Raw genomic sequence first — 21,610 nt, 5'->3', positions numbered from 1 at the left:
CTGCATGACATCATCGGTGCGCTGGCGACTGGACGTCGCTCAGAACGGGTAATGACGCGGGGTGGTCTGCACCGTCATCCAGCGCAGATCGGTAAATTCGTGAATGCCGGCTTTGCCGCCGAAACGTCCCCAGCCGCTCGACTTCACGCCGCCGAACGGCATCTGCGCTTCGTCGTGCACTGTGGGGCCATTGATGTGGCAGATGCCCGATTCGATGCGCTTGGCCACGCCCATCGCGCGGGCGATGTCGCGACTGAACACGGCGCACGACAGGCCATAGGCGTTGTCGTTGGCGCAGGCGATGGCGGCTTCGTCGTCCTTCACGCGCACAATGCCCTTGACCGGACCGAACGACTCTTCGCGGTAGATCTGCATGTCCGGCGTGACGTGATCGAGCAACGTCGCAGGCATGAGCGTGGTGTCGGCACGGCCGCCGCACAGCAGCGTTGCGCCCTTGGCAAGCGCATCGTCGATCAACGCATTGCAGCGCGCGACGGTCGCCATGTCGATCACCGAGCCCAGTACGACCGGGCCGTCGCGCGGATCGCCCAGCGGCAGTGCGCGCGCCTTGGCGGCGAGCTTGTCGACGAAGGCGTCGGCAATCGATTCCGCCACCACGATGCGCTCCGTCGACATGCAGATCTGGCCGGAGTTGGCGAACGCGCCGAACGCGACACCGTTGACGGCCGCGTCGAGATCGGCATCGTCGAGCACAAGACACGGCGCCTTGCCGCCCAGCTCCAGCACCGCCGGCTTGAGATGCTCGGCGCACAGCGTGGCGATGATGCGGCCGACGCGCGTCGAGCCGGTGAAGTTCACGCGACGCACCGCAGGCGCGGCGATCAGCGCTTCGACGATGGCGCCCGCGTCTTTCGGTGCATTCGTAATGAAGTTCACGACGCCCGGCGGCAGACCGGCTTCGTCGAGCGCATCGGCAATCAGGCCGTGCGTGGCCGGGCACAGCTCCGAGCCCTTGAAGACGACGGTGTTGCCGCAGGCGAGCGGCAGCGCGAGCGAGCGCACGCCAAGAATCACCGGCGCGTTCCACGGCGCGATGCCCAGCACTACGCCGGCGGCCTGACGCACGCCCATCGCGAGGCTGCCCGGCACATCCGAGGGGATGATCTCGCCGGCGATCTGCGTCGTCATGGCGGCGGCTTCGCGCAGCCCCTGCGCCGCCAGATGCACGTTGAAGCCGGCCCACAGACCTGACGCTCCCGTTTCCGCCGCCATGGCCGCCTGAAACGCCTCGATCTTCGCTTCGAGCCGGTCGGCGGCCTTCATCAACAGCGCGCGCCGTTCGCCGGGACCGGTGTTCGACCAGGCGGGGAACGCGTCCCACGCGGCGCGCACCGCGGCGCGGGCGTCGTCGACCGTGGCGGCGGGGGCGCGCGAGGCGACCTCGCCGTCCAGCGGATTGCGTCGCTCGAACGTGGCGCCGTGTGTGGCGCCGACGCGCTTGCCGGCGATCAACATCGTCAGCGCTTTGGGATCTTGCTGGGCTTGCATGGTGTTTTGTCTCCTGGCTCGGTAGTTCGTCTCGGGATGGCACGCGCCGTGCGTCACGTCACCACGATCTCGACAAGACGCGTCTCGCCGCTCGCGAGTGCCTGCGACAGGACGCCGTGCAACTCGCCGCCCTGCGCGACGCGTTGCGCGCGCACGCCCATGCCTTCGGCCAGACGCACGAAATCCAGATCGGGCAGATCGGTCCCCTGCACCGGATCGGTGGGGCCGAAGCCGAACGACGGCGCGAAGTCCTGCAACGCGGCGTAGCGCCGATTATTCAGGATAACGAACGTGATTGGCAGCCTGGCTTGCGCCGCGCTCCACAAGCCTTGAATCGAGTACATCGCGGAGCCATCGCCAATCAGGCCGATGACGCGCCGCCCGGGATGCGCCATCGCCACCCCGACGGCCGCGGGCATCGAGTAGCCGAGACCGCCGCTGTTCATCGTGTAGAACGTGCCCGGCTGCGAGAACGGCAGGTATTGCTGCATGACAGAGCGTGCGCTCGGCGCCTCCTCGACGACGATGTCGTGCGCCGCGCGAACGCTCGCGAGCGTTTGCAGTGCGAAGGCCGTCGACATGCGCTCGCCTGCCGCGTTCGGCAGCGCCACCGGCGGCATGCTGCGCGGCGGCGGCAACGCGCGCTCGCCGGGCACCTCACGCGCAAGCAAGGCTTCGACACCGAGTCGCACGTTACCGACGACGGAGGCGCCGACCGGCGTCCACGCGGCCACGCCCGGATCTTCGATCAACTGGAACAGCGAAGCGCCCTCGGGCACGTGCGGCCCGGTCCCTTCCACGTGATACGTGAACGCCGGGGCGCCAATCACAAGAATCAGATCGTGGCCGCCCAGCAGATCGACGATCTTCTCGCGCATCGGCGGCAGGAAACCGGCAAACAGCCGGTGATCTTCCGGGAACGCGCAGCGCGCGGACATCGGTGCGGTGAAGACGCGCGCGTGATGCCGCTCGGCCAACGCGCGCACGGCATCGAACGCCCCGGCGCGGTCAATCGACGAGCCGACCACGAACACCGGACGCAAGCATGCATCGAGCGCCGCCCCCAGTTGGGCAAGTGCGAACGGATCGGGCTGCACCCGCGTGCTCACCTGACGCGGCGGCAACGCCTCGGCCGGCCGGTCCCAATCATCGACCGGAATGGAGACGAAGACCGGCCCCTTCGGTTCCTGCATGGCGATGTGATAGGCGCGGGCCAGCGCCATCGGCACGTCTTCGGCGCGCGCCGGCTCCAGACTGAACTTGACGTACGGTTGCGGCAACTCGGTCGCACGCACCGACGCGAGGAACGGATCGAACGGGAGAATCGAGCGCGCCTGCTGTCCGGCCGTCACGATGAGCGGCGTCTGGTTCTTGTAGGCGGTAAAGATGTTGCCCATCGCGTTGCCGACACCGGCGGCCGAGTGCAGGTTGACGAACGCCGCGTTGCCGCTCGCCTGCGCATAACCATCGGCCATGCCGACAACGACGGCCTCCTGCAGGCCCAGCACGTACTCGAAGTCCGGCGGGAAGTCGCGGAACAACGGCAGCTCGGTCGAACCGGGGTTGGCGAATACCTTTGTCATGCCATGGCGGCGCATCAGATCGATGACCACCTCGCGAACCGTCAGGGTCTGAGGGTCGCCGGCGCGTTGGCCGGCACGAAGTTCTCGGCTGTCTTTCATGGGGGCTGTCGTCTCCTGCCACCGTCTACGGGCGAACGCGTGACGGCGGGCGGTTGTCGTAGCTCGGGCCGCGCGATCAGTTGCGGGTCTCGGCGAGCGCTTCGACGAGTATAGGGAGTCGATATATGCACCGGAATTGCTTTTGCGTGCCGAAGTCATTACGATTTTGCATGACTTATGCGCCGCCCTGCTGCCACGTTGCCGGAGCGGCGCTCGGTCTCGTTCCGACCTCTGGAGTGCCCTCCCCCCTCATGAGCCTCAATCTCCAGCAATTGCGCGCTTTCACGACCATCGTCGAGACCGGCAGTCTCGGACGCGCCGCGACCGAGCTGCATCTCACGCAGCCCGCGCTGAGCCGTACCATCAAACGGCTCGAAGCCGATCTCGGCGCGCCGCTGTTCGAGCGTCACAGCAAGGGGATGGCCTTGACGGCATTCGGGCAAGCGTTGCTGCCGCACGCCATGTTGCTCGAGCGCGAAGCCGAGCATGCGCGTGAAGAAATCGATGCGCTGCGCGGGCTCGCGAAAGGCACGATCAAGGTCGGCGCGGTCGGCGCCATCGCCAGCCATGTGCTGCCGCTCGCGGTCGAGCGCGTGCTCGACCGCTGGCCGAACCTGCGCGTGGAAATCATCGAAGGGGTTTGGGACCGGCTCGCCCAGGGACTGATGCACCACGAGATCGATCTGGCGCTCTCGACTGTGGCCCCCGACACCGATGACATCGTCGCGATCTCCGACTGCCATTGGAAGGACGACAGCTATGTGGTCGCCGCGTGCGACCATCCGTTGCGCCAGCGCGGCACGCTCACACTGGCCGACACACTCGGAGAACGCTGGGCGATTCCGCCGCGCGGCACCGCGCCATACGCGCATGTGGAAAGCGTGTTCGCCTCGCATGGGCTGGCGTTGCCCAGCATTGTCGTGGAGACGCGCTCCGTCCCGGTGCTCAAGAGCATGGTCGCGCGATGCGGCTTTCTGACGTGGATGCCCGAGCCGATGTATGACGTCGAAGCACGCGCGCGTGTGATGGACACCCTGGCGATCCCGACCGTTCACGCCACGCGCACGCTCACGGCCTTCCGCCGCCGTCAAGGGATCTTGCCAAGCCCCGCCGCCAAGCTGCTCGACGAACTGCGTCGGCTGACGGCGCCCGGCTGATGCCGTGGGCGCCGGTCAGCCGCCCGCTGCCACGATCTGCGCGCGGTGGTACGGCGTGCCGCCGTACTCTTTGGGGCCGTGAATCGTCTCGACACACTCGATGCGCCACGGCACCGGGCGCGTGAAGCGAGGGCCATCGTAGGCGAACGTGTGGAACTCGCCGTTCTCACCGCACGCGTCGACGTGCGCCGGCAGGTCCGCCAGCAGCGAGGCATCGTATTCGCGGCCGACGAATTCCGGCCCGAGGTGCCGACCGTCCACACAGACGATCACCGCCCGATAGCCCAGCGAGATGAATTCGTGCGCGAGTGTCAGGCGCTCGCGTTGCCACAGCGGCAATACGGCGGTCATGCCCGCCGCCGCGCAGACCTTCTCTTCCCAATCGCGATGCGGCTGCAGATCGATATCGCCGAACAAGCCATGCGTGATGCCCTCGGCCCGCATCGCCAGCAAGCGGGCGACGAACGCCGCCTCGTATTCGCGCCAGCCGGCATGGCCGACGTCGAGCGCGATGCCGAGTGCGTCCGCCTGCGCCTGCATCAATTCACGCGGCAAACCATGCGAGCGCGAGCTGTCGCCCGTTTCGTCGAACATCGCAAGCAGACGACGCACCTCGTAGTGCGGCTCGCCGCGCGTGTCGCCAGACAATGCGTGATGCAGGGCAAGGCAGGAATCCTTGCCGCCGCTCCAGGAGAAAAAGGCGGGGGTGGGCATGCGGTCTCGCGAAAAAGGGGTCACACCAAAACAAAGCGGACCCCGCAGGGTCCGCCTTCGATACTCGGGGGGGCCGTGCGATGTTGGCATCGTCACCGCCCCCACACGTCGCACTCAATGCGAGCGGATCATCGTGCCGAATGGCTGTTCCGTCAGGATTTCGAGCAGCACCGAATGCTCGATGCGGCCGTCGACGATGTGCACCGACTTCACGCCGCTCTTCGCAGCGTCGAGTGCCGACGAGATCTTCGGCAGCATGCCGCCCGAGATCGTGCCGTCGGCGAATAGGTCGTCGATCTCGCGCGCCGACAGGTCGGTCAGCAGATTGCCGTCCTTGTCCATCACGCCCGGGATGTTGGTCATCATCACCAACTTCTCGGCGCCCAACACCGTGGCGAGCTTGCCGGCCACGAGGTCGGCGTTGATGTTGTACGCCTGGCCATCTTCCCCAACGCCGATCGGCGAAATCACCGGGATGAAAGCGTCGTCTTGCAGCGCACGCACCACGGCCGGATTGATCGAGTCGACTTCACCGACGAAACCGATGTCGAGCAGCTTGCCGGCGTTTTCGCGATCCGGAATCAACATCTTGCGCGCGTTGATCAGGCCGCCGTCCTTGCCGGTGAGACCCACCGCCTGGCCGCCGTACTGGTTGATCAGCATGACGATGTCCTGCTGGACTTCGCCGCCGAGCACCCACTCAACCACTTCCATCGTCTCTTCGTCGGTCACGCGCATGCCCTGGACGAACGTGCCCTGCTTGCCGATCTTCTTGAGCGCCTGATCGATCTGCGGACCGCCCCCATGCACCACCACCGGGTTGATGCCCACGAGCTTGAGAAGAATGACGTCGCGCGCGAAGCCTCGCTTCAGGCGCTCTTCGGTCATTGCGTTGCCGCCGTATTTAATCACCACGGTCTTGCCGTGATATTTGCGGATATACGGCATCGCCTCAGCCAGAACTTCGGCCTTGAGAGCAGGAGCGATGTCGTCGATGGAAGACGGTTGCAGATCGGACATGGCGGGAAGGTTTTTCGCAGGTGGACCAGAAACACGGCGAATTGTACAGCCAAGGCGCCCGGCCGTGCGGGGCTTTGACGGGATTCGACAGGGTCTGGGACTTGCGTCGGTCGATGCCCATGGCGACCCTTCGTCACATGCGGGGCGGCAACCGCAAATGCGGCGATTCTCGCCCCGTCAGCGGCGCAGGGCCGCGCGTGCGTATCTCCCCTTTGGCCTCTCCATGCACGCCCGTCAGCGGCCGATTTTTACCGCGTCCCCTTTCGCTCCCGATTTACGCGCTGCGCCCCCCCGCCAGAGGCCAGCCCCTGACAACGCCGCCGCTGTTGCAGTTGTGCAACTCGTTTCGCCGCGGGGCACCTGTCTATGCCCCGCCTGTCTTCGCGCGGCGCTGCTTGCGGCCGGTGCGGGAATCAGCGGCACCGCCGCCGCCCGTGCGACGTCCGCCAACCTCACCAACCCCACCGACCTCGCGACCATTGCCAATCCCGACTGACCCCGGCCGACGGCCCGGCACCCCGGGCGCGCCAGGCGCCGGTGACGGAGGCCGCCCCCCCGTGTAACGGGCGCCCACCCGGCCGCCGACACCCGCCGTGCCGCGAAACATCAGCTTCTGCCGGGTACCGAGCGTCTTGTTGGCCATGGCCCGAACCGCCGGCGCTCTATTGACTATGGGCGGCGCCGTGCGCCATGCCGGCCATACCGCTCATACCATTCATACCACTCATGCCGGCGCCCGCAGGCCCGCTCGCCGTCAGGTCGAGCACAGGGATCTGAACCTGCTGCTCGGACATCTTGTGATCGGCGGATTCGAAGCGCAACGTGACCGGTACGGTGTCGCCCTTCTTGAGCGGCGTCTTCAGGTCGCTGAGCATGATGTGATAGCCGCCCGGCTTGAGCTGCACGGGCTGATTGGCCGGCAGCGGCAAACCGCTCGGCAGGGCGCGCATTTTCATGAGCGTGCCTTCGAGCTTCATTTCATGCACTTCGGCGTTTGCGGCGGCGGGGGTGCTCACGCCCACGAGCGTGGTCGCCCGAGGCGCCTGCAACGTCATGAAAATGCCGGTCGCACTCTGACCCGGCACGGTGCCGCGTGCCCACGCGTCGGACACCGTCACCTGCCCCACCTGTGCGTAGGCCGAAGCCATGCCGAGACTCAGTGCGGCAACTGCCCATAGCTTGTGCTTCATGCAAACTCCTTATCGTTGTCGACGGAAGGCTTCCGCCCTGTATCGCATGAGAGGTTACGCGACACCCTGCCGCGCAAGACGTGGATGCTCATTGTAGTCGCGCCCCGCCTCACGCGGGAACGCGTTGCGTGATGCCGATCATCGGCGCCTCATCGGTTCTTCATCGGCACCCATGCGGCAGAGTGTCGCAGCGCCCTGCGACGCGGGATAGGCCGTGACCCGGACTTGGTACACTTGTCGTATGACCCATTTCCCCATCGAGCGAGCCAACGTCGTTCAGCTCTTCTGGTTGCGCTGTCTGGCCATCGTCGGCCAGTTGGCGACGATCGGCGTCGTGCAACTCTGGCTCGGCGTACGTCTGCCGCTCGAGCCGATGCTCACCATCATCGCCCTCGAAGTGCTGTTCAACGTCCTCACGTGGGTGCGCACGCGGCGAGGTATCGAGCGCGCCCGGCGCCGCACCGATCTGGACCTGATGAGCCAGTTGCTCGTCGATCTGGCCGCGCTCACGGCGCTGCTGTTCTTCTCGGGCGGCGCGACCAACCCGTTCGTCTCCCTCTTCCTGCCGGGCCTGGCGATCGCCGCCGCCGTGCTGCCATGGCGCAACGCGTCGCAACTGGCGCTGCTCTCGCTGGTCGCGTATGGCGCGCTGAACTTTCAGTACGTGCCGCTCGATCTGGCAGACCCGGGCAATCTGCTGCGCCTGCATCTGGCCGGCATGTGGGTCAACTTCGTGGTCAGCGTGCTCGTGATCGCGTGGTTCGTTTCGCGGATGTCGCGGGCCTTGCGCGCGCGCGACGCGCAACTCGCCCGCGCCGAACAGCGGCTGCTGCGCGACGAGCGGATGGCCGCTCTCGGCGCTCAGGCCGCGAGCGTGGCGCACGAACTCGGCACCCCGCTCTCGACCATGGCCGTGGTCGTCGGCGAACTGCGCAGCGAGAGCCTGGGCAATGCCGCGTTGAAGCCCTACGAGCCGGATCTGCAGACGCTTGAACAACAAATCGCGCTGTGCAAGAGCGCCATCGGCCACGTGCAGACGCGTGCGGCGGCACCGGTGCGGCAGGCGTTGGCCGAATGGTTGCCGGCGTTCACCACGCAATGGCGCTTACGGCATCCGCAAGTCCAGTTCCAGATGCACGTGCCGCCGAAGTTGACCGCGCGCATCGAAGACACCGTGCAAGTTGGCCAGATCCTGACCATCGTGCTCGATAACGCCGCGTATTTCAGCCCGTCGTCGGTCACCCTCGACGTGGCGGTCACGCCGGACGACATCCGCTTCACGGTCTGCGACGAAGGCCCCGGCATGACCGCCGAGCTGCGTACCCGGCTGGGAAATTCACCCGTCATGAGTACGCACGGCGGACAAGGCATGGGCCTGTATCTGGCCTTTGCCAGTGCCCAGCGTCTCGGCGGCGACATCGTCCTCACCCCCAACACGCCGCAAGGCACGCGCGCCGAGCTGCGCCTGCCGATGGCCACTTTCCTCTTCGGCTCGCGGAGTCAGACATGAACGCCTCCCACTTCCTTCTTATCGACGACGACGTCGTTTTCGCCGAAACGCTCGCCCGCGCGCTGACGCGGCGCGGCTACGACGTGCAGATCGCCGCCGACAGTGCCGCGGCGCTGCTCGCGGCGCGCACGCGCCAGTTCGACCTGATCTCGGTCGACCTCCATCTGGGCCATGACTCGGGACTGCCGCTCATCGCACCATTGCGCGCGTTGCAACCGAAATCACGCATGCTGGTGCTCACCGGCTACGCGAGCATTGCGACGGCGGTGCAAGCCGTCAAGGATGGCGCCGACAACTACCTGGCCAAGCCGGCCAACGCCGACACCATCCTCGCGTCGCTGCGCAGCGATGCGAGCGAGACCCAGGCCGACGAAGCCATCGAAAACCCCTCGCCGCTGTCGGTCGCGCGCCTCGAATGGGAGCACATTCAACGCGTGCTCACCGAGCACAACGGCAACATCTCCGCCACGGCACGCGCGCTGAACATGCATCGGCGCACGCTGCAGCGCAAACTGCTCAAGCGTCCGGTGAAGCAGTAACGCCCATCGTCAAATCGTCAAACGCAAAAAAAGGCCCCGAGGGGCCTTTTTCACATTGCAACGAACGTCACGCCATCACAGCACGTAGCGCGACAGATCTTCGTTCTGCGCCACTTCCTCGAGGAAGCGATTGACGTAGCCGGCGTCGATCGACACCACTTCGTTCGCCTGCTTGCCGGCGTTGTACGAGATGTCCTCGAGCAGCTTTTCGATGACGGTGTATAGACGTCGCGCCCCGATGTTTTCCGTCTTCTCGTTCACAGAGAAAGCGATTTCCGCGAGCCGCTTGATGCCGTCCGGCGCGAAGTCGAGCGTCACGTCTTCCGTGGCGAGCAAGGCCTGATACTGCTTCACGAGGCTGGCATCCGTCTGCGTGAGGATCGCTTCGAAATCCTGGACCGACAGCGATTCGAGTTCGACGCGAATCGGGAAGCGGCCCTGCAGTTCCGGAATCAGATCGCTCGGCTTGGCCAGATGGAACGCCCCGCTCGCGATGAACAGAATGTGATCCGTCTTGATCATGCCGAACTTCGTGCTCACGGTCGTGCCTTCCACGAGCGGCAGCAGGTCGCGCTGCACGCCCTGACGCGACACGTCGCCGCCACCCACTTCGCTGCGCGTGGCGATCTTGTCGATTTCGTCGAGGAACACGATGCCGTTCTGCTCGACGTTGCGCAAGGCCAGTTGCTTGACCTCCTCGTCGTTGAGCATCTTCGACGCTTCTTCGTCGGTCAGCACCTTGAGCGCGTCCTTGATCTTGAGCTTCTGGCGCTTCTTGCGCTGGTTGCCCAGATTCGCGAACATGCCCTTGATCTGCTCGGTCATCTCTTCCATGCCCGGCGGGCCCATGATCTCCATGCCCTGCGCCGGAATTTCCACTTCCAACTCGACTTCCTTGTCGTCGAGCTGACCTTCGCGCAGACGTTTGCGGAACGTCTGGCGCGTGGCGTTATCCTCGCTGCTGGCCTCGACCTCGTGCGACGCCGAACCGAAACGGATGTCGCGCGACGACTCGCGCCCGCTCGGCAGCAACAGATCGAGAATGCGATCCTCGGCGCGATCTTCCGCCGTGGTGCGCACCTTCTTCATTTCAGCTTCACGCGTCTGCTTGATCGCGATTTCCGCGAGGTCGCGCACGATGCTGTCCACGTCGCGCCCCACGTAGCCGACTTCGGTGAACTTGGTCGCCTCGACCTTGATGAATGGCGCGTCGGCCAGCTTGGCCAAACGGCGCGCGATTTCGGTCTTGCCGACACCGGTCGGACCGATCATCAGAATGTTCTTCGGCGTGATTTCCTGACGCAGGGGATCGGCCACCTGCTGACGGCGCCAGCGGTTGCGCAACGCCACCGCGACGGCCTTCTTGGCCTTGTGCTGGCCGATGATGTGTTTGTCGAGTTCGGAAACGATCTCTGAGGGGGTCATATGGGTCATGACGTTCGCCAAATTAGGGGGTTCGCACGGAGGGTGACGTCCGGCCGGTCACCTGCCGACCGGCCAATCGTGCCGCAGGAGGGAGGCCCGCTGCGGCACGCGCGTCGTCACTGCGCTGCCTTCGGGGGCAGCGCCTCGATGATGTGATTGCCGTTGGTGTAGATGCACATTTCGCCCGCGATCGTCAGCGCCTTCTTGACGACTTCCGCCGGCGTCAGGTCCGTGTTCTCGACCAGCGCGCGGGCGGCCGCCTGGGCGTACGATCCGCCCGAACCGATCGCGGCAACGCCACCCTCCGGATCGAGCACATCGCCGTTGCCGGTGATGACCAGCGTGGTCTCGGCATCAGCGACGATCATCATCGCTTCGAGCCGGCGCAGCATGCGGTCGGTACGCCAATCCTTGGCCAGTTCCACCGCCGAGCGCGTCAAATGCCCCTGGTGCTTCTGGAGCTTCGCCTCGAAACGATCGAGCAGCGAGAAGGCATCGGCCGTCGCACCCGCGAAGCCAACCATGACCTTGCCGTCGTAAATCGTGCGAACCTTGCGGGCGGTGCCCTTCATCACGATGTTGCCGAGGGTGACCTGACCGTCGCCGCCAAGCGCGACCTGATCGCCGCGCCGAACGCAGACGATGGTGGTGCCGTGATATTGCTCCATGCCTGTTCCTTTTCGGGGGCGACGTGCGCCCCGTAACGATTGGCCCGGCCGTGCGCGCCACACAACCGTGACGACGTGCCCGACCGGGCGAGATGTCACTGTAGTTTAGGGCAATCGAAAGAATATCAAGAGGCGTCGACGGCAACACGCCCGCCCTGCTTGACGCCCTCGAGGCGATGTCGCACAACGTGGCATGGATCGTGAAATTCGCGCGGCAATGCGCCGCGCGAATCGCCTACTGCGAGGAAATTTCTCGGAAATTACTCCGTTTTTGCGGCACGATCCCGCTCAGAACGTGGTGCGCAAACCCACGCGAACCGAGCGCCCCCCCTGCGGCGCAATGTCGCGCAGCACCGAGCTGGCCAAACGTACCTCCTGGTTGGTCAGGTTCTCTCCCTTCAAGTACGCCAGCCACTGCGCGCCACCCGCCTTGAACTGATAGGTGAGCGCCGCTCCGAGCGTGGTGTAGCCACGGGTCGTCAGATCGTTGGCAGGCACGCGGCCTTGAGGACTCGCGTGCACCATTTCCAGTCGCGCGCCCCAGTGACCCAACGCATAGGCAAGCGCCGCCGTCAGACGCAATGGTGCGATGCGCGGCAGCGGTTCGCCCGTCTCGCGGTTGCGCGCGATCGTGTAGTCGCCGCGCAGTTCGAGATCGAGGTTGCCGTGACCGCGCCAAAGGCGCGCACGGCCTTCGGCTTCCATTCCGTAGAGGTCGGCTGGCACACCCGCGTAGTGATAGACCGGCAAACTCTGGCCGCCCTCATCGATCGTGCGCCCCGTATTGTTGAGTGCGATGAAGTTGTTGAAGCGGCTGTAGAAGAGACCGACGCTGGCCTTGTTCGGGCCCTGTTCATAGCGTAGCGACAGGTCCGTCGAAAACGCCTTTTCAATCGCGGCCTGCGGACTGCCGATTTCCCAGACCCCGGTCGCCAGGTGCGGGCCGTTCGCATACAGCTCATAGAACGTGGGCGCGCGCTCGGTGTACGAGGTGTTGAGCGCGACCGACCACGCGGGGGCCAATGCGAAGACCGCACCCGCCGACACGCTGCCCGGCGTGAAGTCGCGCGACGGCAGATTGTCGAAGCGTTCATTACCGCCCGCCGTCGGCTTGACGCTCGAGTGCTCGATGCGCGCGCCGAACGAGAGGTTGATCGCCGGATGCATCGCCCACTCTTCGAGGGCAAACAGCGCGACGTTGCGCGTGTCGCTCTTCGGCACAAAGGCCTCTTCACCTAGCGCTGAGAAGGTGTTCTGCGAGAACTGCACGCCCACGGCGCCGTCGAGTGGCCCGAGCTTCGCGTGACGCGCTTCGATACGGCCTTCGTAGCCGTGATTCTTGAAGGTCGTCCCCGTCTCGCCGTTTTCGATTTCCTTGTGCTCGTAATCGGTGTAGCCAAAGTTGAACTTGAGAGCGGTGATCGGGCCGCTCAGGTCGCGGATCTCGCTGGCCAATGCCAAACGCTGCTGCCGCAGCCGAATGCGTGTGTCCGCCTCGGCCACGGTGCCGTAATCCGAGTCGTAACCGGAGTACGACAGGCCCGTATAGCCGTCGGCCCACGTCCACGACGCACCGACAGCCGCGCCACCCACCTGCCCCTGGCTGTTGGGCAAGGTGCCCGACGGTTGCGGCGTGTCGTCGTCGTCGCGGGCGCGTTGTTGCGCCGAACGGGCGAAGCCGGGAATGCGCAGGTCCGCGCTTTTTCGGGCGAAGCCGTCAACGTGGAACGCGAACTCGCCGTTGCCGAATTCAAGTTGCGCGGCCCCGGCACGCTCGCGGTTCGCACCGCCATAGCTGAAGTCCGTCGCACCGGAAATGCCGGTGATGGATTCTCGCGGAATGCGGTTGTCAATGGTGTTGATCACGCCGCCGACCGCATTGCCGCCATAGAGCAGTGCCGCAGGGCCCCGCACGACTTCTACGCGTTCGATCGTCAGCGGATCCTGCGCCACGGCGTGATCGTAGGATAGCGACGAGGCGTCGAGCGCCGCCGTGCCGTTCTGCAACACGCGAATGCGGTCGCCGTCGAGGCCACGAATGATGGGGCGACTGACGTTCGGGCCGTACGATGTGGCCGACACGCCCGGCAGCCCGTCAAGCGTCTCGCCCAACGTGCCTGCACGGCGCAACGCCAGCGCCTTCCCGTCGAGTTCGGTAAGTGGCACGGTCAAGTCGGCAGCGGCGCGCCCAAGCGGATTGCCGGTCACGAAGGTGGTTGGCAACGTCACTTCAGGCCTCGCCGGGACGGCAGCGGCAGACGTTGCTTCCAAGGGTGCATCGGACACATCGGCCGCCTGCACGGACGCGCTTGCCGCAGCGAGCGCGCTGAACGTCAGCGCTGCGGCGAGCGGGCGCGGCGAGTTCACCGGCCACGGGCGGCGTGCCCGGCGGGAAGCCGAAGGGGCCTCGATGGGGAAAGCGGGAGCTAGCAAGGGCGTCGCGCGCTCACGCGCGGCGTTCAAAGCAGAAAGTGCCATGTCGGTATCGGGTGTGTTGGGTCGGTGCGCGGGAGCCTCGTCAACGGGCTCCCGAGGATTCCGGGCCTCGGCGCGAACGAAGCCCCGCCGCGTCGGCGATGATGGGCCGACGAGCGTGCAGCCGCCGCCATCGCGGGCCCGAAGGCTGCGAGGGTCGGTACGGACCGTGGCAGGGATTCGCGCAGTCAGCGCGGAGAAGTTCGAATGGCGCGAATACGCGTGGCGTCAGATCGCGAGCGGCGGTGCGCGGGAGTCGAACGGTCGTCGGTGAACGCTCGGGTGACGGCGCCCGGTCGCGCGCTGGGGGAGGCTCGCGATGACGGTATCGCTTCCCCACGACAGGACGGCCACGGCCATGGCCGCGGCCAGCGTGGCGCCTTCGAACAGATGGCAATGGTGGTGGGAGTTGCCGAAATCGACGGACACCGTGCCGACCGCTTGGGCGCGACCGTCTGCGGCCATCGCGAGATCCGCACCTCCCGCCTCGTCCGGATCATTCGCCTCGCCCGCCGCTGACCGGCTCGCATCTGCCGAAACCGGCGGCACGCCGGACAACCTTCGGGCATGCAGAATTTCGTGTTGCAGCCCCCAGATCTGTACGCCGATCAGCGCAACGATGAGCCACGCGACCCAACCGCTTCGCCCACACCCCACCCGCGTGCGCAAACGCGCGCGCCAAAAGCGAGAAGCGGATTCGATAGACGGCATAGGCGGCCACAATTGCAACTGAGTTGCAATTGTGGCATAAAGTTGGCTCGACGGCGAGCGTCAGCAAGCGTTGCGTGCAAGCCACAGTTCCGGGAGGAACGGGCCGCGGTCGACCGGACGACGTCAAAAAACGGCAACAAAAAAGGCACGTCGAGACGACGTGCCTTTGGCAAACCGGGCGCCGACGGACCTGACCTGCCGCCACCGCGCGGCGTCGGGCCGGTTGTGCGATGCGATCAGTCGCCGAACAGCTTCTGACGCAATTCGCGACGCTCTTGCGCTTCGAGCGACAGGGTGGCGGTCGGGCGGGCGAGCAGACGCGGAACGCCGATCGGCTCTCCGGTTTCTTCGCACCAGCCATATTCGCCCGATTCGATGCGAGCGAGCGACTGTTGCACCTTCTTCAGCAGCTTGCGTTCACGATCGCGGGTACGCAGCTCAAGCGCGTGCTCCTCTTCAATCGTGGCGCGGTCGGCCGGATCCGGGACGAGAATGGTTTCGCGCAGGTTCTCGGTGGTTTGACCGGCGTTACGCAAAATGTCAGCCTGCAGGTTTTCCAGACGATCCTTGAAGAAGGCGAGTTGATCTTCATTCATGTAGTCCTTCTCGCCCATCTTCAGAATTTCGGCCTCGGTCAAAAGTCTTTTCTTGCTCATGGGTTTTTGTGGCGTCTCTTTCGGATAGTCCGGTGACGCCCCTGCAGCGAGTGGGACGTCTTGCTTACCGGCGATGCCGCGGGCGGCTTCTTGGGTTACGTTCCTACCGGACGATTTGGGCGCCCCGTGCTTGGCGGCGGCCTTTTCGCCCGTCTTCGAATTACCTGCTGGAGCCCGCTTGGCGCCCGCTTCCGACGCCGGCTCTGACCGGCGCGTGGGGCCTGCGGTGGCAGTCTTGCGAGAGGCGGTAGCCATGGCGGTGCTCCCCTGCCAGCCCTCCGAAGTGCCGCGTTGGTTCGCTGGCGGCAGCCCCAGTGGGCACGTATTGTAACCGAATCGTTCAACAGCCCTGATTAAGGGGTTTCCCGTTGCACGGTTCGCCGGTCCCGCTCAGACCAGACAGCGCTCCAGCCCTTGCAGGATGATCTCTTTCGGCAGCTCGGCACCAATAAACACCATCTTGGTGTTCGGCGTCTCATCGGGCTGCCATTTCGCGCCCACGTCGCTGCCCATCATCTGGTGAACGCCCTGGAACACGACCCGGCGGTCGATGCCACGCATGTTTAATACACCTTTATAACGCAATAAGCGTTCGCCGTACACCTGTAGGATGCTCCCGAGGAAATCCTCCAGCTTCGCCGGATCGAAGGCTTTCTCGCTGCGAAAGACAAACGATTTGATGGCGTCGTCGTGGTGGGCATGGGCGTGACCGTGGTCGTGCCCCTCGTGCGCGCACTGGTCATGATCGTGATCGCAGTGCGAGTGATCGTGATCATGGCTGTGATCGTGATCGTGCGCGTGGTCGTCGGCGCCCAGGAATTCCGGATCGATGTCGAGCTTGTCGTTCAGGTTGAAGCCGTGAAGGTCGAAGATCTGCTTGAGCTCGGCCTGGCCGAAGTCGACTTCCTGCTGCGGCGCGCGCGGATTCATGTGCGCGAGGCGATGCTTCAGGTCGTCCAGCGCCTCGGGCGTGACCAGATCGGCTTTGGTGATGAACAGGCGATCGGCAAACCCCACCTGGCGCTGCACCACTTCGTGCTGATCGAGCTGCTGCTGGGCGTGCTTCGCGTCGACCAGCGTGATGATGGCGTCGAGCCGGTAGGTGTCGGCCACCTCGTCGTCGATGAAGAAGGTTTGCGCCACCGGGCCGGGGTTGGCCAGGCCGGTCGTCTCGATGACCACGCGGTCGAACTGGATCGCACCCGCGTCGCGCTGGCTGTTCAGGTCGGACAGCGCCTTCACCAGGTCGCCACGGATCGTACAGCAGATGCAGCCGTTGCTCATCTGTACGATCTGCTCGGCGTTGTCGTGCACGAGGATGTCGTTATCGATGTTCTCTTCACCGAATTCATTTTCGATGACGGCGATCTTCATGCCATGCGCCTCGGTCAGGATGCGCTTGAGCAGCGTGGTTTTTCCGCTGCCGAGAAAGCCGGTCAGGATGGTGACGGGGGTCATGAATGCTATGTCCTGTTGTAATGCGGCGTACTCGACGCCGTCTCAATGTCGCCCACTGTACCCGAGGTAACGAAAAGCGGCTGGGGACGCGTCAGTTGGGGGCGCCCGCGCACTGTGCGCAAGTGCCATGAATCATCAGCTCGACCTGTTCGCCCACGAAACCCTTGGGCAGGCGCTTGAGTTCGCGCTCACTCAATTGGGGATGCTGGGGCCAATCGTCAAGACAGAAGGTCCGGTGGCAGCGTACGCAACGAAAATGTCCGTGTTGCGTATGCGGACGCGGCGATGCCGCACGCTGCGGGTCGACATGCTCGGCCATGACGAAGCGGAAGATTCGGTCGTCACCGGCCTGCTTGATGGCCCAGCCCTGCGCGACCAGCCAATCGAGCACGCGGTAGGCCGTTACGCGGTCGAGCGGATCGGCGTCGGTGGCCAGATCGGCCAGCACTTCCTGGTGCGTGAGCGGACGGCCCGCCTTGAGCAGCATCGCCAGCACGCGCACGCGTCCAGAGGTCACGCGGCCCGATTGCTCTTGCAAGCTCGTACGGGCGGCTTCCAGATAAGGTTGTAGTTGAATAAGGCTCATAAATCGATTTAAGCACAGCACCGCCAGCACTGCAACGGAGTTGCAAAAGTAGGCATTTCCCGAGCCCTGAAGGCCGCCGACCGAATCTGTCCGGAGGTGAACGGGCAATGCGTCATACAATTGACGCAAAAAACACCGCTCACCATGTCGCTCACCGCTCTCGCCCTCGTTGTTACCGCCGCATTCCTGCATGCCACCTGGAATTTCCTCGCCAAGCGCATCGACACGCGCGAAGGCGGCGGCCCGCAGCTCGTCTTCCTCTATGCGCTGCTGACCGTCGTGCTGTACACGCCGCTGGCGATGTTTTTCCTGATCGGTTCAAACGCCAGTTGGCCGAATGCGCTGGGTTGGGGCGTGATCGCCACGAGCGCCATGCTGCACTACGGCTACACGCTAGTCCTGCAGCGCGGCTACCGGGTGGGCGACCTGTCGGTCGTCTATCCGCTCGCACGGGGCACCGGGCCATTGCTGTCGTCGCTGGGCGCCATCGTGCTGCTGGGGGAACGCCCGGGCTGGCTGGCGCTTTTCGGGATCGGGCTGGTGGTCGTCGGCGTGCTGATCATCGCCGGGGGCGAGCGCCTGTTCCGGCGCGACACCATGCACGCGGGCGCGGGCTGGGGCGTGCTGACCGGCGGATTCATCGCAGCGTATACGCTGGCCGACGCCTACGCCATCCGCACCCTGCTGCTTGCACCGCTCGTCTATTACTACCTGGAGAATGTGCTGCGAGTCGTGCTCTCGGCACCGATGGCGTGCTCGCGTCCCGCCCGCATGGTCATGGTGTGGCAGGCGAACTGGCGCAAGATCGTGCTGATCTCGCTTATCTCGCCGATGTCCTACTTCCTGATCCTGACGGCGCTCAAGTACGCGCCGGTGTCGCACGTCGCCCCAGCGCGGGAGATGTCGATGATGATTGCCGCGCTGTTGGGCGTGCGGCTGCTGGGCGAAGGGGAGATGCACCGCCGCGTGGGCGGTGCCGTGTTGATCGCGCTGGGCGTGGTCGCACTGACACTGGGTTGACGCCCACAGAAGCGAGCGCTTACATACGCTGCAACCAAAGCCCCTTGAGATATTCGCCTTCGGGGAACTGGGTGAGCATGGGGTGATCCATGCCCGCCGACAGGCGCCGCAGAATGCGGGCGTCCACGCCGGCATCCACGGCCGCGCCCGCCACGATCTTCTGGAACAGATCGGCATCGATCGCGCCTGAGCACGAGTACGTCAGCAGCTGGCCGCCCGGGCGCAGCAGCTTGAAACCGGCCAGATTGATGTCCTTGTACGCCCGTGCGGCACGCTCCACGTGATGGGCCGACGGTGCGAACTTGGGCGGATCGAGCACGATCATGTCGAACAGGCGCCCCTCTTCGCGCAACGCGCGCAGGGTCTTGAAGACATCGGCGTCGCGCCATTCGGCGCGCGCGGCGTCGAAACCGTTGAGTTCGACATTGCGCGCGCCGATGGCCAACGCGTCGCCCGACGAGTCGATGGACAACACGCTCTGCGCCCCGCCCGCCAGCGCCGCCAGCGAAAAGCCCCCGGTATAGCAGAAGCAGTTGAGCACGTCGCGGCCCTTGGCCTGCTGCTTCACCAGCAGACGATTGTCGCGCTGATCGACATAGAAGCCGGTCTTGTGCCCGTTGCGCACGTCGACGTAATACTTCACGCCACACTCGTACGTCGTGAGCAAGTCGGGCGCCTGGGGCGGCTCAGCCCCCGCCAGCACGCCAGTGAGGCTCGGCAGACCTTCGCGCTCGCGCACGGCGGCGTCGGAGCGCTCGTAGACATTGGGGCAGCCGGTCGCGCCGACGAGGGCATTCACGATCGCGTCTTTCCAGACTTCCACGCCCGCCGCCATGAACTGGCAAACGATCTGGTCCGTCACCGGCGCACCGGGCGCGGACTGATAACGGTCGACGATCAGACCCGGCAGGCCGTCGGCCTCGCCGAAGATCAGGCGGGTCGCCCCGGTGTCGTGCACCATCTGCTCGCGATAAGCGAGGGCGGCGGTCACGCGACGCTTGAAGAACGCATGATCGACCGGCTCGTTTTCATCGAACGTCCACACGCGTGCGCGGATGGCCGAGACCGGGCTGAAGGCGGCGCGAGCGAGAAATCGCCCGTCGGCGGCGCGCACCACGACCGTCGCGCCGGAAGCCGGTTTGCCGTCCACGCGTGCCACGGCGGTGGCGTAAATCCAGGGGTGACGGCGCAGCAAGGACTTTTCTTTGCCGGGCTTGAGGGTCAAGGTATTCATGCGGGACGGACCAACGGTTGACGACGGGGTGACGGCAAGTCATCCAGCAGACGGAGAACATGCGGGACTTGCTGAGGAAGGACGCGATTCTACACCGAGTCGCGCCGCCCACCGCAACGCTCAGGGCTTCTTGCGCGAGCGCGGATGCGCCTGATCGTAAACCTTCGCGAGATGCTGGAAGTCGAGCTTCGTGTAGATCTGTGTCGTCGAAATATTGCTGTGCCCCAACATCTCCTGCACGGCGCGAAGATCGCCGGACGATTGCAGGACGTGCGTGGCGAACGAGTGACGCAGCATGTGCGGGTGCACGTGTGTCGGCAGCCCGGCCGCCAGCGCGTGGCGCGACAGCCCCTGCTGCACCGCGCGCGCGCCGATGCGCTTGCCGCGCGCCGACAGGAACAGCGCATGCGGCTCAGCCGTTGCCAGTTCTGCCCGCATGTCCAGCCAACCGGCCAGCGCCTGCGCCGCTTTCTCGCCCACGGGCACGCGGCGTCGCTTGTTCCCCTTGCCGGTCACGACCACCTCGCGTTCGGGCAAATCAAGCCAGCTCACGGAACGGTAGCCCTCGGCCTCGACGTAGCGATGATCGAGGCTCGTGAGTTCCGACAGGCGCAGGCCAGACGAGTACAGCAGCTCGAACATCGCCCGATTGCGCACGGCCTCGGCCGACGTGCCGGAGACGAACTCGACGAGCGCCGATGCCTGATCCGGCGACAGCGCTTTCGGCAACGGCTTGGGTTGTTTCGGCGCGCGCACGCCGTCGACGGGATTGGCCGCCAGCGACGTGCGCTGGGCAAGCCACGCGAAGTAGCCTCGCCAGGCGGAGAGCTTGCGGGCGATGGAGCGGCCGACGAGGCCCTCGCTGTGCAACTGCATGGCGAAGCGGCGAATGTCTCCATGCTCCAGCGATTCGAGCGGGCGGCCGCGCGCCAAACGCTGCAACTGGCGCAAGTCGCGCGTGTAGTTTTCCAGGGTGAGCTCGGCGAGCTTGCGCTCGCTGGCGAGCGACGTCAGGTAGTGGCGGATGCCCGGTTCGAGCGGCGTCTCGTCGTCCGACGCCTCTGCGTGCGCCCCGGGCTTGCGCGCGCGTTCCGGCGCGGCGCGCCCGGCGCGCGCCTTGGGCGTGGCCACGCTGGCAGGACGCGGCGATCGGGTCGAGGTGACCATAAGGCGTGGTGAAAGGTGCCGTCAGCGCGTCAGTCCGCCCGGGCGCCGGCGACGCGCATCAATCGTTCGCGCGCAGCTTGCTGAGCGCCGCGCCGGCCAGTTCCCCGATCTGCGTCAGGAAGTCGGTCGCCATGCCTTCATGGAAACGGCGGGCGTCTTCCGAGCCCATGACCAGCAGGCCGAAGACCGGCCCATCCGTGACTTGCGGGTCACGCAGCGCGAGCAGCGCCACCGACGCCGGATCGCTCGGCGCGCCGAGCCATGTCACGGCTTCGAAACCGGTGTTGGCACCGCAATAGGGAGTCGCCAGGCTCGAGGCGAAGATCTTGACCTCTTCGCTCACGCTGCGGGCGAACTCGGCCGGTTGGTACGGCGCGGCCACGTTCCACACACGAACGGCCGCAAAGGGGACGTTGAAAACGTCGCGCAGGCCGCGGGCAATCGCGTCGGGCAACGCGTGCGGATCGCGCTCGCCGAGCAGGCCGAGGTTCCAGCGATGCAGCTTGGCCGAGATGTCGTCGTTCTCGTGCCCGTAGCGCATCAATTCGGCGAGGCGTCGCTCGATCTGCTTGGTCTTTTCGCGCTGCATCTCGATCTGGCGCTCTTGCAGCGACACGGCGCGCTGGCCGTGCGGGCTGGTGAGCCGCACGCCGGCCAGCAATTCGGCATGGCGTTCGAAGAAGTCGGGATGCGCGATCAGGTATTCCGCAATATCTCGGTCGTTCATGAGTGTCCGTCTGCTGTTCGTCAACTGCCGCCGACCGCCGCTGCGCACGAGGCACAACGGTGGCGCACGGCCGCCTGGGTCGCTAAATCAGAGTCCGTCAGAAACCAAAATCTTACTGTGCTGCGCCCGCGGCCTGCCCGCGCGGAACACCGGGACCGACGT

At 65.5% G+C, this 21,610-nt stretch carries 19 protein-coding genes; 4 read left to right on the top strand and 15 right to left on the bottom strand.

All coding sequences use genetic code 11. The features are described 5' to 3' along the window. Positions 1-39: 39 nt before the first annotated feature. The gene (locus BGP02_RS09305) at positions 40-1,509 is read right to left on the bottom strand and encodes an aldehyde dehydrogenase (RefSeq protein ID WP_261939394.1); all 1,470 of its coding nucleotides are present in this window, start codon (positions 1,507-1,509) and stop codon (positions 40-42) included. Between the two features lie 53 nt (positions 1,510-1,562). Continuing rightward, complete coding sequence (gene mdlC, locus BGP02_RS09300; protein WP_286798391.1) at positions 1,563-3,191, bottom strand: benzoylformate decarboxylase; 1,629 nt, start codon at positions 3,189-3,191, stop codon at positions 1,563-1,565. A gap of 251 nt (positions 3,192-3,442) precedes the next feature. Between mdlC and BGP02_RS09295 the strand changes: the two genes are divergently transcribed. Then, on the top strand, positions 3,443-4,348 hold the full coding sequence (locus tag BGP02_RS09295) for a LysR family transcriptional regulator (protein ID WP_268567146.1): 906 nt from the start codon (positions 3,443-3,445) through the stop codon (positions 4,346-4,348). A gap of 15 nt (positions 4,349-4,363) precedes the next feature. Here BGP02_RS09295 and BGP02_RS09290 read toward each other — a convergent pair whose 3' ends face one another. From BGP02_RS09290 to BGP02_RS09280, 3 genes are all read right to left on the bottom strand, one after another. Further along, positions 4,364-5,062 carry a Dph6-related ATP pyrophosphatase gene (locus BGP02_RS09290; RefSeq protein ID WP_286798390.1) on the bottom strand — a complete coding sequence of 233 codons (699 nt, stop codon included), beginning with the start codon at positions 5,060-5,062 and terminating at the stop codon, positions 4,364-4,366. A 114-nt stretch (positions 5,063-5,176) separates the two neighbouring features. After that, complete coding sequence (gene argB / locus BGP02_RS09285) at positions 5,177-6,082, bottom strand: acetylglutamate kinase (protein ID WP_017235112.1); 906 nt, start codon at positions 6,080-6,082, stop codon at positions 5,177-5,179. A gap of 662 nt (positions 6,083-6,744) precedes the next feature. Continuing rightward, on the bottom strand, positions 6,745-7,272 hold the full coding sequence (locus BGP02_RS09280) for a copper chaperone PCu(A)C (protein ID WP_017235113.1): 528 nt from the start codon (positions 7,270-7,272) through the stop codon (positions 6,745-6,747). Between the two features lie 241 nt (positions 7,273-7,513). On the opposite strand from BGP02_RS09280, the gene BGP02_RS09275 reads away from it, so the two are divergent. Next, positions 7,514-8,782 carry an ATP-binding protein gene (locus BGP02_RS09275; RefSeq protein ID WP_286798389.1) on the top strand — a complete coding sequence of 423 codons (1,269 nt, stop codon included), beginning with the start codon at positions 7,514-7,516 and terminating at the stop codon, positions 8,780-8,782. Further along, positions 8,779-9,321, top strand: coding sequence for a response regulator transcription factor (locus BGP02_RS09270; RefSeq protein WP_017235115.1), 543 nt, complete (start codon positions 8,779-8,781; stop codon positions 9,319-9,321). The genes BGP02_RS09275 and BGP02_RS09270 overlap by 4 nt, the downstream gene beginning before the upstream one ends. A gap of 75 nt (positions 9,322-9,396) precedes the next feature. On the opposite strand, the gene hslU is transcribed toward BGP02_RS09270, so the two are convergent. The 7 genes from hslU to BGP02_RS09235 form a co-directional block, all read right to left on the bottom strand. After that, positions 9,397-10,755, bottom strand: coding sequence for an ATP-dependent protease ATPase subunit HslU (gene hslU, locus BGP02_RS09265; protein ID WP_017235116.1), 1,359 nt, complete (start codon positions 10,753-10,755; stop codon positions 9,397-9,399). A gap of 107 nt (positions 10,756-10,862) precedes the next feature. Beyond that, a complete protein-coding gene (gene hslV, locus BGP02_RS09260) occupies positions 10,863-11,414 on the bottom strand; it encodes an ATP-dependent protease subunit HslV (protein WP_017235117.1) in 552 nt (183 codons plus the stop codon). Positions 11,415-11,702: 288 nt separating this feature from the next. Beyond that, on the bottom strand, positions 11,703-13,892 hold the full coding sequence (locus BGP02_RS09255; protein WP_286798388.1) for a TonB-dependent receptor: 2,190 nt from the start codon (positions 13,890-13,892) through the stop codon (positions 11,703-11,705). A gap of 225 nt (positions 13,893-14,117) precedes the next feature. After that, positions 14,118-14,600 (bottom strand): hypothetical protein, encoded by a 483-nt coding sequence (locus tag BGP02_RS09250; protein ID WP_157211529.1) that lies wholly within the window; start codon positions 14,598-14,600, stop codon positions 14,118-14,120. 236 nt (positions 14,601-14,836) lie between these two features. Then, positions 14,837-15,256 (bottom strand): RNA polymerase-binding protein DksA, encoded by a 420-nt coding sequence (gene dksA / locus BGP02_RS09245; protein ID WP_130027651.1) that lies wholly within the window; start codon positions 15,254-15,256, stop codon positions 14,837-14,839. Between the two features lie 390 nt (positions 15,257-15,646). Continuing rightward, positions 15,647-16,714 (bottom strand): CobW family GTP-binding protein, encoded by a 1,068-nt coding sequence (locus BGP02_RS09240; protein ID WP_017235121.1) that lies wholly within the window; start codon positions 16,712-16,714, stop codon positions 15,647-15,649. Between the two features lie 91 nt (positions 16,715-16,805). Then, a complete protein-coding gene (locus BGP02_RS09235) occupies positions 16,806-17,300 on the bottom strand; it encodes a Fur family transcriptional regulator (RefSeq protein ID WP_017235122.1) in 495 nt (164 codons plus the stop codon). Between the two features lie 144 nt (positions 17,301-17,444). Between BGP02_RS09235 and BGP02_RS09230 the strand changes: the two genes are divergently transcribed. Further along, entirely contained in the window at positions 17,445-18,320 is an 876-nt protein-coding gene (locus BGP02_RS09230; protein WP_261939400.1) for an EamA family transporter, read from the top strand. A 19-nt stretch (positions 18,321-18,339) separates the two neighbouring features. Here the strand turns inward: BGP02_RS09230 and BGP02_RS09225 are convergent, their stop codons facing one another. The 3 genes from BGP02_RS09225 to BGP02_RS09215 form a co-directional block, all read right to left on the bottom strand. Next, entirely contained in the window at positions 18,340-19,554 is a 1,215-nt protein-coding gene (locus BGP02_RS09225) for a class I SAM-dependent rRNA methyltransferase (RefSeq protein WP_026132182.1), read from the bottom strand. A gap of 120 nt (positions 19,555-19,674) precedes the next feature. After that, positions 19,675-20,721: a tyrosine recombinase XerC gene (gene xerC / locus BGP02_RS09220; protein ID WP_261939401.1), complete on the bottom strand. Its 1,047-nt coding sequence runs from the start codon at positions 20,719-20,721 to the stop codon at positions 19,675-19,677. A 58-nt stretch (positions 20,722-20,779) separates the two neighbouring features. Continuing rightward, positions 20,780-21,448, bottom strand: a complete 669-nt coding sequence (locus BGP02_RS09215; RefSeq protein ID WP_130024549.1) for a DUF484 family protein — start codon at positions 21,446-21,448, stop codon at positions 20,780-20,782. Between the last annotated feature and the right edge of the window lie 162 nt (positions 21,449-21,610).

It is taken from the genome of Pandoraea sp. 64-18, from assembly GCF_001899225.1.
Classification (GTDB): domain Bacteria; phylum Pseudomonadota; class Gammaproteobacteria; order Burkholderiales; family Burkholderiaceae; genus Pandoraea; species Pandoraea cepalis.
This window is presented reverse-complemented; position numbering and strand designations above follow the sequence as displayed.

Bases quoted from the DNA above. Each gene is read 5' to 3' on its own strand.
- BGP02_RS09305 (WP_261939394.1), bottom strand. From the start codon at position 1,509: ATGCAAGCCCAGCAAGATCCCAAAGCGCTGACGATGTTGATCGCCGGC.
- mdlC (WP_286798391.1), bottom strand. From the start codon at position 3,191: ATGAAAGACAGCCGAGAACTTCGTGCCGGCCAACGCGCCGGCGACCCT.
- BGP02_RS09295 (WP_268567146.1), top strand. From the start codon at position 3,443: ATGAGCCTCAATCTCCAGCAATTGCGCGCTTTCACGACCATCGTCGAG.
- BGP02_RS09290 (WP_286798390.1), bottom strand. From the start codon at position 5,062: ATGCCCACCCCCGCCTTTTTCTCCTGGAGCGGCGGCAAGGATTCCTGC.
- argB (WP_017235112.1), bottom strand. From the start codon at position 6,082: ATGTCCGATCTGCAACCGTCTTCCATCGACGACATCGCTCCTGCTCTC.
- BGP02_RS09280 (WP_017235113.1), bottom strand. From the start codon at position 7,272: ATGAAGCACAAGCTATGGGCAGTTGCCGCACTGAGTCTCGGCATGGCT.
- BGP02_RS09275 (WP_286798389.1), top strand. From the start codon at position 7,514: ATGACCCATTTCCCCATCGAGCGAGCCAACGTCGTTCAGCTCTTCTGG.
- BGP02_RS09270 (WP_017235115.1), top strand. From the start codon at position 8,779: ATGAACGCCTCCCACTTCCTTCTTATCGACGACGACGTCGTTTTCGCC.
- hslU (WP_017235116.1), bottom strand. From the start codon at position 10,755: ATGACCCATATGACCCCCTCAGAGATCGTTTCCGAACTCGACAAACAC.
- hslV (WP_017235117.1), bottom strand. From the start codon at position 11,414: ATGGAGCAATATCACGGCACCACCATCGTCTGCGTTCGGCGCGGCGAT.
- BGP02_RS09255 (WP_286798388.1), bottom strand. From the start codon at position 13,892: ATGGCACTTTCTGCTTTGAACGCCGCGCGTGAGCGCGCGACGCCCTTG.
- BGP02_RS09250 (WP_157211529.1), bottom strand. From the start codon at position 14,600: ATGCCGTCTATCGAATCCGCTTCTCGCTTTTGGCGCGCGCGTTTGCGC.
- dksA (WP_130027651.1), bottom strand. From the start codon at position 15,256: ATGAGCAAGAAAAGACTTTTGACCGAGGCCGAAATTCTGAAGATGGGC.
- BGP02_RS09240 (WP_017235121.1), bottom strand. From the start codon at position 16,714: ATGACCCCCGTCACCATCCTGACCGGCTTTCTCGGCAGCGGAAAAACC.
- BGP02_RS09235 (WP_017235122.1), bottom strand. From the start codon at position 17,300: ATGAGCCTTATTCAACTACAACCTTATCTGGAAGCCGCCCGTACGAGC.
- BGP02_RS09230 (WP_261939400.1), top strand. From the start codon at position 17,445: ATGTCGCTCACCGCTCTCGCCCTCGTTGTTACCGCCGCATTCCTGCAT.
- BGP02_RS09225 (WP_026132182.1), bottom strand. From the start codon at position 19,554: ATGAATACCTTGACCCTCAAGCCCGGCAAAGAAAAGTCCTTGCTGCGC.
- xerC (WP_261939401.1), bottom strand. From the start codon at position 20,721: ATGGTCACCTCGACCCGATCGCCGCGTCCTGCCAGCGTGGCCACGCCC.
- BGP02_RS09215 (WP_130024549.1), bottom strand. From the start codon at position 21,448: ATGAACGACCGAGATATTGCGGAATACCTGATCGCGCATCCCGACTTC.